Source organism: Pseudohongiella sp. SYSU M77423 (genome assembly GCF_029911965.1).
Classification (GTDB): domain Bacteria; phylum Pseudomonadota; class Gammaproteobacteria; order Pseudomonadales; family Pseudohongiellaceae; genus Pseudohongiella.
Genome location: NZ_JARYTH010000001.1, coordinates 571,132 through 589,088 on the forward strand (window position 1 = coordinate 571,132; position 17,957 = coordinate 589,088).

Here is a 17,957-nt window from a genome sequence, read left to right on the forward strand (position 1 = left end):
GAGCAGCCGGCCATGAAGAACAAAGCACTCTATTCGCCTGCCGGGCTGGCTACTGTCGCAGTCGGCCTGATTATTGTCATTACCCTGATCAGTCTGCTGCCCAGACTGCGACTGGACCTGACCCAGCAGAATCTCTATACCCTCAGTGATGCAACCCGCGACATCGTCAGCGATCTTGACCGCCCGCTGGAACTGACTTTCTTCTACTCGGAAGAAGCCGCCTCCGAGGTGCCTCAGGTGCGCACCTATGCACAACGCGTCCAGGAAATGCTGCGCGAGATCGTCATTGCCAGTGATGGCATGCTGAGTCTGGAAATGATTGATCCGGAGCCCTTCTCCGCGGAAGAGGATCTCGCCACAGCCTACGGCATACAGTCCGTACCATTGGCACAGGGCCGGGAATCAGTCTACTTTGGCGTTGTGGCATCTGACCCCAGCACCGCAGAAGATGGTGAGCCCGGTGTCTATGAAACGATTCCGCTAATCCGCCCGGATCAGGAAGAGTTCCTGGAATACGAATTTGCGCGTCTGATTACTCGCGTCATTGACCCGGACCCGACCGTGGTGGGCCTTATCACTTCACTGGACATCGATGGTGGCTTCAACCCTGCCACGAACCAGGCAAGTCGTGCCTGGGCGGTTATGGATACCGTCCGCTATATGTATGACGTGGAACGTCTGCAGCTGGACGTCGAGGAGATTGGCGAGAATATCGATATCCTGATGATCGTCCATCCTCAGGATCTGCCCGAACAGACACTGTACGCCATTGATCAGTTTGTGCTGCGTGGCGGTCGGGCGATTGTGTTTGTTGATCCCAATTCCGACACGCAGACACAGATCGCAATGAGCGGTGGTGGCTTCCGTGACACCATGGCATCGGACCTGCCGGGCCTGCTGGAAGCCTGGGGAGTTGACTACAACCCGGAACAGGTTGTCACCGATAGCGAACTCGCCCTTTACGTGACCCTTCAGGCAGGACAGCGTCCGGTTGCACATTACGGCATGCTGGGCATTCAGCGCGAAGGCTTCGCTGACGATATCGTCAGCGGACAGCTGGAAGTGATGAACATGTCATCCACTGGCTCACTTTCACCGATTGAGAGCGCCAGCACCACATTCGATCCACTGATTCAGACATCGGAACAGACCATGCTGATGGCGCCCGGTTTCTTCAGTGAAATGGGTGACCCGACTCTGCTGATCGATGAGTTTGAGTCTGAGAACCGACGGCACACGCTTGCCGCGCGCGTATCAGGCCCCGCCCAGACAGCCTTCCCGCAGGGTGTGCCGGTTGAGCCAGAGCCTGCTCCGGTGACCATTGGTGCGCCAGCGACCGAGGCCTCCGACGACCCCCTGAGCGCTGCGGAAGAAACCGAAGAGCCCGCTGAGGCAGAAGTGACCTACCGCATGCCAGACAACCACCTCAGCGAGTCCGACGGCGATATCGCCGTTATCGTGGTTGCGGACAGCGACGTGCTGGCGGATCGCATGTGGGCGCAGTCACAACAAATTGCCGGTCAGCGTGTCATAAATGCCTTTGCCAGCAACGGCGACTTCATGATTAATGCGCTGGACAATCTCAGCGGCAGCACCGAACTGGTCAACATCCGCAGCCGCGGACGCTACGCACGCCCATTTACACGGGTACTGGATCTGCAGCGTGAAGCTGACGAGCGGCTGCGTGCGGAAGAAACCCGTCTGCTGGAGCGCCTGTCGCAAACCGAGCAGCAATTGATGGCGCTGAACCAGGAAGGTTCTACCGGTATTTCACCGGAGCAGGAAGCCCAAATTGAACAGTTCCTGCAGCTGCAGCTGGAGACCCGCCGCGAACTGAGAGACGTGCAGTTCCGCCTGAATCAGGAAATCGATCGACTGGGCACCGTGCTGCAGATCATCAACACCTGGTTGATTCCAGCACTGCTGATTATTGTCGTACTGACAGTGTCACTGCTGAAGTCGCGTCGCCGACGCCGATTCGCGCACGCACGCTAAGCCTGCGCCTGTTAGTGGATAGGCAGATAGATGCTGACCCGGGTGCCCTCTCCGGGTCGGCTGTCTATCAACATACGACCACCATGCGCTTCCGCAATCAGATTACAAAGATAAAGTCCTAACCCAAACCCGCCGGTATTACGCGTACGGGAGTTGTCCACCCGGTAGAAGGGTTCCTTGACGTGTTTAAGGTGCTCAGCAGAGATACCTTCTCCGGAGTCAGAGATCTGCAGCAGCGCCTCGTTATCTGAAAACTCCACATGAACAACAACAGGGCGGTTGCGGCCATGCCGCATGGCATTGTTGACGATATTGGCAAACAACAGACGTATACGCAGCTTGTCGATATGCATGGCCCTGTCGTCGTCAGGCAGCTCGACCACCAGCCCGCCTTCGTATTCACGGTACTGCTCCGACAGCATGCCGATATAGTCGGCAAAATCCACATCGTCCGAAGTCAGTGCCGAGTGCTTCGTGCTCAGGCGTTCTGCTTCGATCAGGTCGGAAATGAGCAGGTCTATCTCATTGATGTCCTCGCTCAAGGCTTCCTTCAGATCGCCCTCGTCCATGAACTCCAGTTGCAGTTTGGCTCGGGTCACGGGCGTGCGCAGCTCGTGGCTGATCGCCAGCAGCAACTGCCGCTTTGCCTCCAGCATGGACTGCAGCGAATCAGCCATGTGGTTGATACTTTCCGTCAGCTCGCCAAGCTCGTCATTACGGGCGACTTCAACGCGATAGCCGAGATCACCCTCGCAGATTTTTTCCGCTCCCTGACGCAGGCGTCCGACCGGATCCATCAAACGCCGGACCAGCAGGTAATTGGAGAATAGTATGACAATCGCAAAACCCAGGCCGATGTAAATCACCAGGTAATCGAAGTCACTCAGGGAGGGCGACTTCCGGTTCAGGAAATACTCATAACCACCGCGGGCGACACGTATCACCTGCTCACTGCCAACGGCAAGCATCTCCGCATCTTCTGACAGGCGCCGCACAAACTCAGCAGCCGAGATATCCAGATCCGACTGATCATCTGACTGCCAGTTGATGTAGGGACTGCGAATAATGATGGTCAGCGACAGATCTTCGGCTAGTTGCTCTGCACGCTCCATATTGGGAGGAATGCCGATGGCATCTATGATCAGGCGAACATTATCGAGATAAAAAACGGGTAGCGGATTAAGCCGCTCGCGGCGCCAGTTTTCGTCGATCTGACGCAGAGACAGGGTAATCGTGATGAGGAAGAAAATCACAGTGCCGGAAAAGATCAGAAAGAGTCGAAAGTACAGCGACTCCGTGACTTTCGGCAGGCGGAACTTCATTTTAACTGGCCGACAAACGTGTAGCCGCGCCCCCAGACAGTTTTAATGAAGCGTGGCGTTTTGGAGGTGTCCTTGAGTTTGTGACGTAATCGGCTGACCAGCGTATCAACAGCGCGAGAGAACAGTTCTGCATCAATACCACGCAGGCGATTCATTAGCTCGTCACGTGTAAAGGTCTTGTTGGGCGACTGCATGAACAGCACCAGAAGTTCATACTCCATCGTGGTCAGCTCGATCAGTTCACCGTCCAGATGCACAGTCCGGCGAGCTGTATCAACCTCCAGCCCTTCGATTGATGGCAGGTCACTGCTGGGTCGCGTATCATCACCAGCTCGGCGCAGAATGTTGGCAATCCGGGCGACCAGCTCACGGGGTTCAAAGGGTTTGGGTAGATAGTCGTCTGCACCCAGCTCCAGACCCACGATGCGGTCAGTCACTTCGCCATGTGCTGTCAGCATCATGATGGGCAGGTGACCGTAGACAGAGGATTTTGCGCGGATTTCGCGACATATTTCAAAGCCGTCTTTCTCTGGCAGCATGACATCCAGAATCAGCAGGTCCGGCTTGGAGCGCTTGAGCAGTTCAAATCCCTTCGACGGCGTGTGCGCCACAGTAACCTGCATATCGTAGCGCTCCAGATACTGCGTCAGTAGCTGGCCGAGTTTTTCGTCGTCGTCAATGATCAGGATTTGTTTCATAACGCGGGAGTTTACGAATTTGCCAAGGATAAATCAATCTGATAAAAACACGCGCAGGCCTGCAAGTCGGCCGCAGTCACGTATAATACGCCTTTTTTCCCGCAGACTCGAACGCCAATCATGATCAATTTGACAAACGCGCGCCTGATGCGCGGTGAACACGTGCTGCTGGAAAGCGCGACCCTGACCATTAACAAAGGCCAGAAGGCCGGCATCATCGGTCGCAATGGCGCCGGTAAATCCAGCCTGTTTGCCTGCCTGACCGGACAGATCGGTCTCGACGCTGGCGATCTGCTGATGCCCGATGGTCTGCGCTGTGCCTGGATGAAGCAGGAAACAGAAGGTTCGGCGCGTTCGGCGATCGATCACGTCATAGATGGCGATGAACGGTATCGGCAAATCGAATCGAAGCTGGCACAGGCCGAGGAAGCACACGATGGACATGCGATAGCCAGCCTTCACAACGAGCTCGACAAAATCGACGGCTACAGCATCCGCGTTCGTGCCGAACAATTGCTCTCCGGCCTCGGATTTAAGGTAGCCGAGTTTGAACAGCCGCTTAGGTCATTCTCAGGAGGCTGGCGGATCCGACTGAACCTGGCAGCCGCACTGATGGCACCTTCCGATCTGTTGCTGCTGGACGAGCCAACCAACCACCTGGACATGGAAGCCACCCTGTGGCTGGAGCAATGGCTCAATCGCTATCCAGGCACACTGCTGTTGATCTCTCACGATCGCAGCTTCCTGGACAAGGTGATCGACCACGTCATCAGTTTTGAGCAACAGACCCTGTTCATGTATCGCGGCAATTTTACTGCGTATGAAATACAGCGCGCGGAGCGTATGGCCCAGCAGCAGGCGCAGTTTGAGAAGCAGCAGCGACGCAAGGCTGAAATTGAAGATTTCGTGCGGCGTTTCCGGGCCAAGGCCAGCAAAGCCCGCCAGGCACAGAGTCGTCTGAAAGAATTGTCCCGCATGCAGGACATTGCTCCGGCGCACATTGACTCACCGTTTCGCTTTGAGTTTTTCAAGCCACCACAGACGGCCAGCGATTTACTAAGCGTCAAGAAAGCAGTGATTGGTTATGAGACACCTGTCGCCTCAGGCATCAGTTTTAAGCTGATGGACACGACAAGAATCGGTTTGCTTGGCTTCAATGGCATGGGCAAGTCCACACTTTTGAAAACACTGGCAGGCCAGTTGCCCTGGCTGGATGGTGAGACAGTCGCTTCCAAACATCTGCGTATCGGTTATTTTGCACAGCATCAGGTCGACGTCATAGACCTGCGCTCCAGCCCCCTGCAGTTGATACAGCAACATGACCCGAAAGTGCGCGAACAGGAAGTACGCAACTTCCTTGGCGGTTTTGATTTTCGCGGCGATCGTGTTGTTGAGCCGATCATCAACTTTTCAGGTGGAGAAAAGGCACGACTGGCGCTCGCATTGATAGTCTGGCAAAAGCCCAATGTACTGCTGCTGGACGAACCCACCAACCACCTGGATCTTGAGATGCGCCACGCACTCACCGTCGCATTGCAGGGCTTTGAGGGAGCGCTGGTGCTGGTCTCTCACGATCGCCACCTGGTAGCCAACACGGTCGACGAGTTTTATACGGTCCACAACGGGCGTTTCGACACATTCGAGGGTGACCTGGACGACTACGCCGCCTGGATGCAGAACCCTGACGCCCCGGCAGCCAAGCCTGCTACAGCCGCTACCGAAAAAACGGACAACAAGGCTGGTAATGCATCAGGAAAAAGTAACGCGGCATCAGCAGGTTCCAGCGCGGACCGCTCGTCGGGGGACAAAAAAGAACAGCGACGCCAGGCGGCCCAGCAACGTGAACAGCTGGCGCCATTGCGCCGGGAAGTGAAACAGCTGGAGAAAACGATCGACCGATTAACTGCCGAACAAAAATTGCTGGAAGACAGGCTGGCTGACCCCGGACTGTATGACGACAACCGCCGCGACGAGCTTGCTGATCTGGTGCGACAGCAGGGATATTGCAGCGCGGAACTAAGCCAGGCCGAAGAAGCCTGGCTGGAAAAAAGTGCTCTGCTGGAGGGTGCGAACTGATCAGTGCAAGCCGCGCGCCTGAGTATAATACGGGCGCCTGTTGCGAGACATTTTACTGGATCATTGCCGGCTGGCCCGCAACTCAATACGGTAGCTTAGCCGCTGGTTGTCGCGCATTGAAATAACTTCGATGATGTCGCCGACCTCGCGATTCTCCAGCACGTTAAGCAGATCATCTTCGTCAGCGATCGGCTCACCATCCACCTCGATAATGACATCACCAAGCAGGATACCGCGATTGGTCTCGGTCAGACCTCGCATGCCCGCGCGTTCGGGACTGGCGCCCTCGATAACATCCAGCACAATCACGCCAGTGATACCCCAGCGGCTGCGATAATAATCAGCATACTGAGGCGGGAACATGGCAATGCCCAGCGTTGGCGTCTGCACACGTCCGAACTCAATCAGCTCAGGTACAATTTTTTTGACGGTGTTAACCGGTATCGCAAAACCAATACCGGAGCTGGCTCCACTGGGGCTATAGATGGCAGTATTCACGCCGACCAGCTGGCCCAGGGAATTCAGCAGTGGTCCACCCGAATTTCCCGGATTGATGGCAGCATCTGTCTGAATGACGTCCCGGATCCGACGCCGCGTCACTGAATCAATTTCGCGACCCAATGCACTGACCACGCCAACGGTCAGAGTGGTATCAAGACCAAATGGGTTGCCAATGGCGATGACCTTGCGCCCGACCTCCAGCAATGAGGAGTCTCCCAGCTCAACGGGAACCAGATGATCCTGAGGCGCTTCTATATGCAGCACCGCCAGGTCCTTGTCGGGCTCAACGCCCACCACTCGCGCGTCCCAGGCAGTACCATCCTGAAGGCGAACCGTCAGGCGTGATGCGTTCTGAATGACATGGAAATTGGTGACAATATAACCATCGCTATTCCATACGAAACCTGAGCCGCTGCCCTGCGGTATCTCTTCCGGATTAAGAGACAGGAACGAGCGCCGAACCAGACGGGAATTGGTTATGTAGACCACCGATGGGCTGGCTTTTTTGAAGACCTCGATATTGTTGTCTTCATCATTGGTGCGAAAGGCTGTGTAGTCAGGGGCTGGCTGCGCGGCAAGCTGTGCGGGTATCAGAACCAGGATGGACGACAGCAGCACACAGCAGGCAGCCAGCAAGCGGGTCAAACGGGCTGAGAATGTGTTCATGGGCAATCCTGCTACAGAAACATACTCTGTTCATCATGGTAGCTGCCCAGGTCAATTTCAAGGGCCGTCAGGGGGACGGCCCGTTATAGAGTTCCTGCCAGTTGATGACCCTGTCGTGGCTGCGGAACTGACCGAACTCAAGCTGAGCACGCGGGTTCTCATTGTAATTCACATCCTGATGTGGCCAGCGGAACTGCAGGAACTGCAGCCCCAGGTCGTCCAGATCGAGCTCCACATCTACGGTGCCGCCATTATCTTCGCCAGGCGCGCTGGCTTCCAACGTCGGATCAGTTGGGTTGGTAGCTGCCTGAACTCCCTGTATGCGGCCGTCATGGAAAGTGGAGGTCTGTGGTGTAGTGATCGCTGTCTCACCGTCATCAAGATTGCCGGTATAGGTGCCCGACAGCAGGTCCAACTCTGCGGCGTTTATCGATGTACAGTTGTCGTCGCTGTTAATGATAAACCGGCTGCCATCAAAGTATTCGACCTGTAACGTAATGGCGAGCGGCTCGGTTTCCGGACCGTAGGCATTGTTTACAAGCAAACGGCCGTATCGGAAATCATGTCTGTCAATTTCGAAGAACTCTGGGTCGCCGTCCGTTATCTCGGCATCAAGATCGCCAGCATCCAGCGTCACGCCGTCACTGTCAATCGGTACCATGGCAATGATCAGACCAGAGAATGGGCCGTCAGGGTCAGCCGGGTTGGCCCGTTGGAATATCAGATTGCCATCAAGCACCAGCTCGCCACCCTGTATGGACCCCCAGTCAGTCTGGAAATTAGTTGGCACGCTGCTGTTTGCCAGTCTCGTCGTCAGGTTATTATTGTCACCGGGGTTACTTTCCTCGATCGCCCGGAAATTGAGGTCGTTGTATGCGCCCAGCTTTGCGAAGACATTACGGTAGTTTACAGTCGGGTCGCCTTGCACATTGCGGGCGACCAGCTCTACTTCGACACCAAAAGGCTCATCCATGTAGGTAAATACCGATGGCGGACTGCACGTGGCGTTAACACGTGGCAGCAACATATCACTGGTCACTTCGAAACGAACCGGGTAGAAGCGTCCAACGTCACTGACTGCACCATTAATCACATCAGTTCCGCGGTAAGTGACCGGGTCTTCATTGCTGTCGACCAATTGCGCCTGTAAGTCGATGATACCGACTTCATTATAATTGGTATTCAGGAACCCTGTTGCGGCAACCGCGTAGTTATTAAAACTGTTGTAATTGAGAATATCCTGGCTGAGCGTCCCACGCACGCCGCCCAGAGCTTCCACCTGGTTTTCTGTGACCGACAGTTTGATGCGATAGTTATCACTGACGCCATCACTGTCATAGTAGAAATTGGGTGTTGCGCGATTATCATGCAGGTTGGCACCCGCATCTGGCTGACCATTCTGATCCACGTCGTCACCAGCCTGCCATCCCATTGACGTCACAACCAGATCAAAACCCTCACCAGCATTTACAAAAACATTACCGTCCTGGTCCGCGGCATAGGAGTCTGCAGTGGCGCCGTTGCGGTCAGCAAAATTGTTTGCTGGCAGACTGCCAGCCCGGTCCAGTCCTTGCGCGCCGGGAAAGTCGATGGCGAAACCGAATGGTCTTACAACAAACTCTTCACTGCTGCCCACCATCAGGTCTCCTGAGTAGCCAGGCGCTGTCAGCGGATTATCCGGCGATGGCGTACCAAAGAAACCAAACGGAATGTCGAAACGACCGTGCAACTGCATGACACCAACATCGGAATAATTCAGCACCAGTGTAGCACCCGGTGCACCACTGGATTGCGTGACAAAATTCAAGTCGATATCAGTGTAGGTTGTAGCTCCGTCAGTGCTGTTATCGTTTACCAGGGAAACAGTTTCACCATTAACGCTGAACGACTCTCCAGCCTGACAGCTGCCCGGGTTCTTACATTCTGCGGCCACGCCAATTGTCAGAGTCTGGCCCGCATCGAACAGCGGCACACACTGCTGCGGATTGTCATCCGAGCTGCGAACACCCTGCAAAGTCAGTATTTGCGCCAGCGGGTTCACGTTGGAAGGCTTACCTGCGATCTGATACGGAATGGTTTCGTTTGACTGAGTCTCATTGTAAAAACGCAAGCCGGCTTCAGATATCTGCAGGGCTGGATCCTCAATCTCTGTTTTGGTACTGGTTACACCCTGCACGTTGATATTGACCGGCTGCGAGGCACCTGCTGGTACCGTGTAGTTCAAAAGCAGGGATACACTTTGTTCTCCAGGTGCAAATGTGTACGACGCGACACCATTATCGGTCTGTGAAGCAATACTGGTGAGTGCACCGGCGCCAGACAATACACGAGCCCAGACGCCTTTGGCAGGCGCGATGCTCAGGTTTATCGTTTCACCGCCCGCATCAATCGGATCATCCTGCGAGTCATGCGCTGTTATAGTGATGGTCGATCCAACACAGGAGATACCAAAGCCCGAGTGAGAAATAGCGTAGTGGTCCAGCGAACCCGTGCCTGTGTAGCCACACTCGTTAGTTGCGGTCGCTATCTCGATCTGATCCACATAGAAGTAGCGTTCCAGCTCGTATCCACTGTTTACGCGGAAGCGGACCTGCGAGGTGGCAGAGAAGCTCTGGGAACCATTACCCAGAATCGTGCTCAGGTTGTACGACACTGGAATTGACGAGTTGGCCTGGTTGGCCGTGATGTTTGTGAAATTGTTGACCAACAACCAGGGGTCGCTGGATGACCCTCGGGCCTCGACGACCAGTGAGTCACTGGCAGCAAGCGCCGTGTGTCCGTACCGCAAATTCAGGAACACATCTTCGCTGAAAGGCACTGCGTCCAGGTCAAACACGCGAGTCAGTGACGGTGAAATGCTGTTGTTATTTGCTGCTACACTGCTGGTCAGACGCAGGCGTCCAGTGGCCGTAATGACCTGGATATTACCGGTTCCCGGACCTGCTCCACTGCCAACTGTCCCAGACACTCCGTCAACTTCTGTCCACGCGCCAGACCAGTTGCGGCTACCCTCATTGTTTGTGAACGCAGACGTGGTGAAGGTATCGAACCAGGTAATGGGGGTCAGGACATCATTGAATGTAAAGTTGGGGTCTTCACTGCCCGCCAGTTCGGTCGCAATCCCGTTGGTAACGTTTACATTGACGGTATTTGCCTGGTCGTGCAGCAGTCGCAGCACTACCTCACCGCCATCTGATGAAGCGAACGTGTAACGGGCATCACCGTTACCCAGGTCAGTGAAAGTGCCATTCCCGGTCTGCAATTGCCAGGTACCGTAGTTTGTGCTGGTGCTGATGCGTACCGACCCATAATAGTCTGTATCAAGATTATGGGTCAGACCGTCGTGCTTGCTGATGCGAATGACGCCCGCTTCACACACACTGCCGCCCTGGTCCTGTCGAACCCTGAAGTGCCCGATATAGCCATCTTCGATCAGGTGCAAAGCATCCAGGCGACGGTTATTGTTCGAGGTCTCAAAAACGCCGAGTTGCTCGTCACCCACAAAAAGATTCTGTGTCTCACCTGCCGTTCTATCAAGCTCCGTGACATCATCTCGCGTGAATAAGGTACCCGTTACCGGATCAAGGCCTTCGCCAATGACAGCGGTCGCGTTGTCAGCCGAAAGCACAAAGGTATCAATCACACCACTGGGATTGTTTGGATCAACACGAAGGTAAAACGCATCTACGTTTACATTGCCGTTGCCTTCGGTTGCACCAAATACATCCGAATCACTGCCTTCAAGGTATATCGCTGCCTGTCCAGCCAGAGGACCGGAACGATAGTAAATGACAATATCCGAGCTGGTAAATGCCAGGTTATTGGTACCGGCAACTCCACCTGTAGTGGTAGTGAACAGTACACTACAGGTTTCATTATTATTGTTGGCGCTGCAGTCATCCATCACGTACACACCATTGATATTGGTGTTATTGGGATCCGCAAAAACAGTGTCACCATCCAGGAACAGGGTCGCCTGATCGAGAATAGGGTCGTATCGCACCAGGTCAGACGGACCAAAGGCCAGGTTATTGCTGCCAATCGTGCTGGAACCATTGGCTGAAAGAATCAGATGACCATTTTTGAGCAAGTGCACCGCATTAATGTCATCGATTCGTCCACTATTAACCAGGCTGTCATCAAAAAACATTGTGGCCTGATCCGTCGCCGGGTCGTAGATAATCAGGTCGTGATTCTCGAACGGTCCAAGCCCACCAATACTTGTCGAATTCGCCGGGGTCGACACTGACAGCAGGAATCGCTCTTGTGAAGCTACTGGTGGTCCCACAATCGTGGTGATATCAGTTGCGGCATTGTTGCTGGGCACGGTATCGAAGTTTCCGGTACCGATACTGACTTGCGCCGTATTCGTTACGTTAAAGCCCTGACCGCCCACTACATCAACATTCAACAGAATGGTCGCGCTGGCATTGACTGCCAGCGACCCTGCATAGGTGCAACTGAGGGTCGGACTTACCGTGCCACAGGTCCAGCCCACACCTGACGCACTCGTAAATTGAACACCAGTTGGTTGACTGTCTGTCACCGTGATTGTCGCTGATGTGGGATCCGGCCCCAGGTTGGTAACAATCAGCTGGTACTGGCCTGTTTGTCCGGTCTCAAGCGTGCCGATTACAGACTTCTGCATGCGCAGATTGGTTTCGAGGCCACGAATGGAACTTACAACGCGATCCACATTATTGTTGCTGGATGACTTCTGATTCAGGTCATCGATGTCAATCACGCCACCCTGCAGGTCGTTTCGGTTATCAAACTGCGGTGCACGATCACAACTTTCCGGGTCGGGGATATAACCGTCGGCTTCCGCAGTACAGTTACCGCCGGTGTGCTGCATCCTTACAACGACAGGTGTGGTGTTATCCAGCAGTGGGAAGTCTGTGGGACTGCCGATCTGAGCGTTGATGTTGATAACTGGCAAACTGCTGCCGGAGGGCAGTTGCCCGCCGGAATAGGTCGTGGCGATATCATAGGTGCATGTGAATGCGCCTGGTGACAACGTAACACTACAGGTCCAGCCTGTGCCACTAACCGCGCCTGTTGAGGTGAAACTCATGCCTGCCGGCAGCCTCATGGCGACGGTGACTTCACCATTGGCATCACCACCGGATACCGACCCATTGCCATTATTGGTAACGGTCACCTGGTAATTCGCGGTTCCATTGACTTTGAGTGTACCGCTTTGCGACAGGAACACTTCCATATCCGCAATCGGGAAGTTGGTGACACTGATAACCTCGGAGACCAGCAGCACGACGTCCTGGCCTGCGCTATAACGCGTGGTGATTTCCTCAGCCTCGGCGTTTGGCTGAGAGAAGTTCTGCAATACGGTGGGACTGAGATAGTGCGTATCAACGTCAATACCCCAGGTTGAGCCAATCTGATTACCGCTGCGCCCCGATTCCTGTGCGTCAGGCCCTGGGAAGTCGATCTGGTAGCCATCGCCATTGATGCCTGCTGTGGACTGGAATTCAAAAAATCCGGTTCCGCCAACCGCGTAAATCGGTCGCGTCACGGTTGAGTTAAATTCATTGCTTGATGTATTGAAGCTGTTCGGCAACGAACTGAATGTTGTCGCGTTGGGCGCCGTCTGTATTCCCAGAGATTCATCCCCCGTGGATAGCTGCTCGTCGCCTTCCAGAGTAATGTGGGTTACCTGACCATTAGGTAATATTTCAGCAAAATCATAAGTAGCCATACGGAAGTTACGCGGCACCAGTGTGAATGCCGAGTACTGAAAGGGCTGCAGTCCATGGAACAGGTTCAGCACACGCAAACGCTCGTCCGGATGTTCATAAACCACAATCATGGCCCATCCACCAGCGCAGGTACCGTTATCATCCCACACGCCACCATTTTGCACAGCCAGGTCCTTGACCCGGTAGGTTCCCGATCCCGAGACCAGCGAGGTCACTTCCGCATAACCGGCAAAGAAGCCGGCATCCACTGCCGTCACATTTACAGCCTGGAACATCTGGTCTGCAACAACCGCCACTTCACTACCGTCAGGACCGAACGACACCTGATTATCGGCGTCTTCCTCGTCGCCTGAGGCCATCCAGTAGAGATAGGCTGCTGTCACCGTTGAGCCTGCGGGCAGGGAAAGCGTACCTGTAGTGCCGGTACCCTCGGCAACGAAAGTACAATCCACAGAGGGATCGGGAACCAGGTCAGCTCTCGACCCATTGAGCCTCATGGAGTTACCCAGTGCGACATAGGACATGGAGCCTGAGTAGGTTTCGTATAGTGTGACGGGCACATAGTCGTCAGCCAGCGGCTCCCCGTTGATCAATGGCCGGAATGCTGCCACCGCCATCGCGTTCATGGTCGGGCCCTGGAAGCTGAAGCCCTCAAAGGGCTCGACTACTTCGATAAAACCGGCGGCACTCAACACACCGGCTGAGCCAGCCGACGCACCCCTCGGATCATCGTCTCCCACCGGCGCCTGGTTCGGCCGTGACTGTGTAGGCGCCTCCCTGAAGGGCGGGCTGCCACTCGAGATGTACCCTCCCCAAATTCCGCTCAAGGTCGACAGTGGTTGAGAGGGTCGGAAGAACCAGGAGTTGAAGCTGTTAAACAGAATGGTATCGTTGGCTACCACGCTAAAGACAAAGGAGTTATTCGTATCCGTGGTGATACCTGATGAGACCGTATGCTGGCCATTAACAAAGGGGCCAGTGTAGGTATTGCCGTTAACTGGCCCCTGGCTGGGAGTCGCCGCGGGGATAGGTATACCCTGCTCGACACCGGTAACCGATATCATACAGATGGAAGGATTATTTACCCCCCCACTGAATACGCCAGCGTAAGATCCCGCTGCCGATGGCAGATCGGCGTCAAAAATGGCCCAGATCTCCGTCGTAACGCCCAGCGCCTGGTCATCATTCTCAACACGAATTACACGCGTCATGGGCACACCTGCAAACGTCGCGGAGGTGCCAGGGCTGGAATCACCAATCTGCATGGTGGCCATCAGCACCATCCGCGATTTAAGTGATGCCTGGGTGTTTGTAGCAGGGATACTTACCGATGTTGAGGTACCGGGGTTGGTACACTGGGCGCCATCAAATATTGATGGAAAACAGCCGCTATAAAACAGATTGGGGTCAAATGCCCCATTTTCGACTATCAATCCGTCCTCGACATCGAAATTGATAATGCCGGTTATCGTGCTGGTAAAATTCAAAATGACCTGTCCCTGATCATCCACATCAAACGTATAGTCTGCGATGCCGGTATTGACGCCGGATGGAGCAGTGATGGAGCCTTCGGCAGTGCCGGACAGCAACCAGTCACCTGCATTGGTGTTGTTACTGATCCGCATGGTTCCGATATAGTCGGTCGCAATGTTGTTGCTACTGTCACGTACCGTAAAGGTGACTGGCGTGATTTCGCAGGCGTTGGCCGCCGATCCATGGGAGATTTCAAAAGTACACAGCGCAATCTGGATGTTCTGGTCGTACATGTTCGCAGAGCTGCGGGGATCCAGCGAGACGCCATCAGAGACATTGATATTGACTGGTCCGGTATTGGAGCTATGCCGGAACCCAAGGACAATCTGGCCGTTGTCCGACGCCTGAAACGCGTAAGTGGCATTACCGTCTTCGTTTACCGGATCGACCAGGCTGCCATCGCTCTGCCCTATATCAACCCAGGTACCAAAGCCGGTACTGGTGCTCAAATTGACAGTGCCAGTGTAGTTGGTGATCTGTGTACCAACATTGTTGACCAGCGTCAGGGTTATCTGCTCAATGGAACAGACGTCCGAGCTGCCGCTATGCGTTACCCGAAACGTACAGGCGGTATTGGTTAAATTCGGATCGTACTGGCCAGACGGTTGCGACACATTCGCCGCCACAATATTAAAATTGACCGTCTCTATGCTGTTGTTCTGAAAGTTTAGAATAATCTCGCCGTTATCTGCGGCGACAAACGTGTACGAGGCGGCACCGGTATTCGCTGTGCCGGGTGTCAAGGTTCCCAGCGCATCGCTGGCTGTGCTGGTTTTACTCCAGTTGCCTCCGGTAACTCCTGCTGTGCTTATATTCACACTGCCTGTATAACCTGCCACTGTGGTACCTGATGCGGTAACGACACGAATGGTAATCGGTTCAACCGTGCAGGCGCTGCTCGCACCATCGTGGAAAATACGGAACGCACAATCCTCAATGGTCAATGATATGGCATAGTTCTGCGTTCCAATAGAGCCCGCACTGGCATTGAACTGATAGGTCTGAACCACACTGGTAGAGAAATTGACCACAATGCTGCCATTGTTGCCGGCAACCATGGTTACCTGGGCCTGACCATCATTCAGCGTCGCGTCGTTTACTGATCCCTGCTGACCAGCGGCAAGCGCGTAACTGCCCACAGAGCTGTTGTTGAGGGTGAAGGTACCGGCAAAGTTGGTGACCGGGTTATTGTTGGAGTCGACAACGCTGATGGTGATGGGTGTAAACGCACTACAACGCCCATTGCTCGTCTGGTGCGAAATCTCAAAGTGATAGGAGATCAAAGTGACGTTGTTCGATATCAACTTTGTATTGGTGCCGGTTGGGGTAAATCCAAGCGTTCGAACGCCCGCCGAGCCCGTGATGGTCAAATCGGTAAACACTGCCTGACCCGAGCCATTGGTCGCCACCGTAGTGGTGCCGCCAAGCGTACCACCACCAGTCTCAATATTCGCTGTGACATTCCTGCCCACGACAGGATTGCCGCTGGCATCCAGCAGCGTGACCACGGCTGGCTGATTGAAGGGCGTAGCACTGATGGCTGATGTTGACGGCTGCGTGGTGATTGAAGCGCTCGGCGGTCGGTAACGAACGATCACAATACCGCTGCCACCAGCCGCACCGTCTACAGAGTTATTACCACCACCACCACCGCCACCACGGTTGGCGGTACCCGCAGTTGGGGGCGTAGCGTCGTTACCACCATTACCACCGCCGCCATTACCGCCGGTGCCGCCGGCCGCAAGGTTTTGCGCTGCACCACCACCACCACCTCCGGCATAGAAGGTTGATGTGCCGCTGATGTTATAAGACAGACCGACGCCACCGTTGCCGCCCGTTTCGCCGCTGGTACCCGCCAGGTTCTGGCCGGCGCCGCCCGCACCACCACCGCCTGTGGCAGCAGCGCCCCCAGGAGAACCACCACTGGTGCCGCCGGCCGATCCACTACCCGTCGTCGCTGCCCCTGGTTGTTGCGCCAGACCACCTGCAGCACCCCGGGATCCGCCACCCGAACCACCGGCGTTACCCTGACCATTGCCGCCAATACCACCACCGCCACCGAGAGCAGTTAATGAACCAAACGTAGAATTGCCGCCATTACCCCCGCTCTGGTTGGCAGCGCCTGCGCCTGCCGCACCGCCAGCACCGACAGTAACTGCCACGGAACCGGACACGGCAAATCCGGTTCGGTATACCAGACCACCCGCGCCACCACCACCGGCGCCCGCCGTGCCAAATCCCCGCGAGGTACCACCGCCACCACCACCGGCGACAGTCAGCACGTCTACGGAACTGACGCCTGGTGGCGGGACGAATGTTCCACTGGAGGTAAAGCTGTGAACAACGAAATTCTCTGTGGGTGGAATGTAGCGCACGATAACTATACCGCTGCCACCGTTTTGGCCGTTAAACGTGCCTACACCACCACCGCCGCCACCACCACCGCCGGTATTGGCCTGTCCAGCGCTGCCGCCGCCATTTTGGTTATTACCATTACCACCGCCGCCCTGACCACCGGTACCTGCAGACTGACTATTCCGCTTGCCACCACCACCACCGCCCGCGAACCAGCCGCTGGCGCCTACACCCGTGCCAAACTGAGCGCTGAAGTCCTGACCTATACCACCGTTACCTGCTGCGCCATTGCTACCGGCAGCACCTGCCGCACCGGCACCGCCACCACCGCCGGCAGCCTGGTTGTTATTATTGGAGCTTGTATTGGATTGACCACCATTATTACCCTGACCCGACGTGCCCAAACCGCCCGCTCTGGGGTTATTGTTCTGGTTGGTTGAACCGCCGCCACCGCCCGAACCGCCGTTTTTGCCAGCCGACGTGGTTGCACTACCATCACCACGACCACCACCGCCACCACCGGTGGCTGTCAGGGCGCCGAACGAGGAATTGCCACCCGCCTGGCCGTCTCCAGAGGCAGTGTTGGTATTATTGCCTCCAGCACCACCGGCGCCGACGACAATATTGTAGCTTGACTGATTGACTGTCACGCCGGTTTCCCAACGCAAACCGCCGGCACCGCCGCCGCCGCCACCGTCACGGAAGCCACCACCACCACCGCCACCGCCTACAATCAGCACATCAAGCTGCGTCAGACCTTGAGGCGGCGTGAATGTGCCGCTACCAGTAAATACATGTACACGATAGGCGCCCTGGGTATATTGGGAATTTCCGCCGGTGCCAAAAAGTGGTGAAGTGACCTGTTGAATGGTGTTGCCGCCGGTGCCAATAACGGGCAGCGGCCCTGGTGTCTGGGCGATCACCAGGCTGACTCCCATAGTGCCAGCAGCAACAGCTGCGAGCAGGCGTGCGCCCCAGCCGAGCATCTGTCGGCCAGCGGATTTACCCCGACGACAGTCAGGGGCCTTGCTTGTATGTGGAGGCCGCGTTAGCCGCTGGTCTCGCATTGGAGGTCACACCTGAATAAATAATGC

The 17,957-nt window shown here is 55.4% G+C and carries 6 protein-coding genes; 2 read left to right on the plus strand and 4 right to left on the minus strand.

Annotated features, from left to right (window positions below; all coding sequences use genetic code 11):
- Positions 1-12: 12 nt before the first annotated feature.
- Entirely contained in the window at positions 13-1,995 is a 1,983-nt protein-coding gene (locus tag QGM61_RS02510; RefSeq protein WP_237132977.1) for a Gldg family protein, read from the plus strand.
- Between the two features lie 11 nt (positions 1,996-2,006).
- Here QGM61_RS02510 and QGM61_RS02515 read toward each other — a convergent pair whose 3' ends face one another.
- Complete coding sequence (locus QGM61_RS02515; protein ID WP_237132976.1) at positions 2,007-3,317, minus strand: sensor histidine kinase; 1,311 nt, start codon at positions 3,315-3,317, stop codon at positions 2,007-2,009.
- Positions 3,314-4,015, minus strand: a complete 702-nt coding sequence (locus tag QGM61_RS02520; RefSeq protein ID WP_237132974.1) for a response regulator transcription factor — start codon at positions 4,013-4,015, stop codon at positions 3,314-3,316. Before QGM61_RS02520 ends, QGM61_RS02515 begins: the two co-directional genes overlap by 4 nt.
- A gap of 120 nt (positions 4,016-4,135) precedes the next feature.
- Here QGM61_RS02520 and QGM61_RS02525 point away from each other — a divergent pair, with 120 nt between their 5' ends.
- Positions 4,136-6,091, plus strand: coding sequence for an ATP-binding cassette domain-containing protein (locus QGM61_RS02525; protein ID WP_281131763.1), 1,956 nt, complete (start codon positions 4,136-4,138; stop codon positions 6,089-6,091).
- 60 nt (positions 6,092-6,151) lie between these two features.
- Here the strand turns inward: QGM61_RS02525 and QGM61_RS02530 are convergent, their stop codons facing one another.
- On the minus strand, positions 6,152-7,258 hold the full coding sequence (locus QGM61_RS02530) for a S1C family serine protease (protein ID WP_281131764.1): 1,107 nt from the start codon (positions 7,256-7,258) through the stop codon (positions 6,152-6,154).
- 67 nt (positions 7,259-7,325) lie between these two features.
- Positions 7,326-17,849 carry a DUF11 domain-containing protein gene (locus QGM61_RS02535; protein WP_281131765.1) on the minus strand — a complete coding sequence of 3,508 codons (10,524 nt, stop codon included), beginning with the start codon at positions 17,847-17,849 and terminating at the stop codon, positions 7,326-7,328.
- Positions 17,850-17,957: the final 108 nt, after the last annotated feature.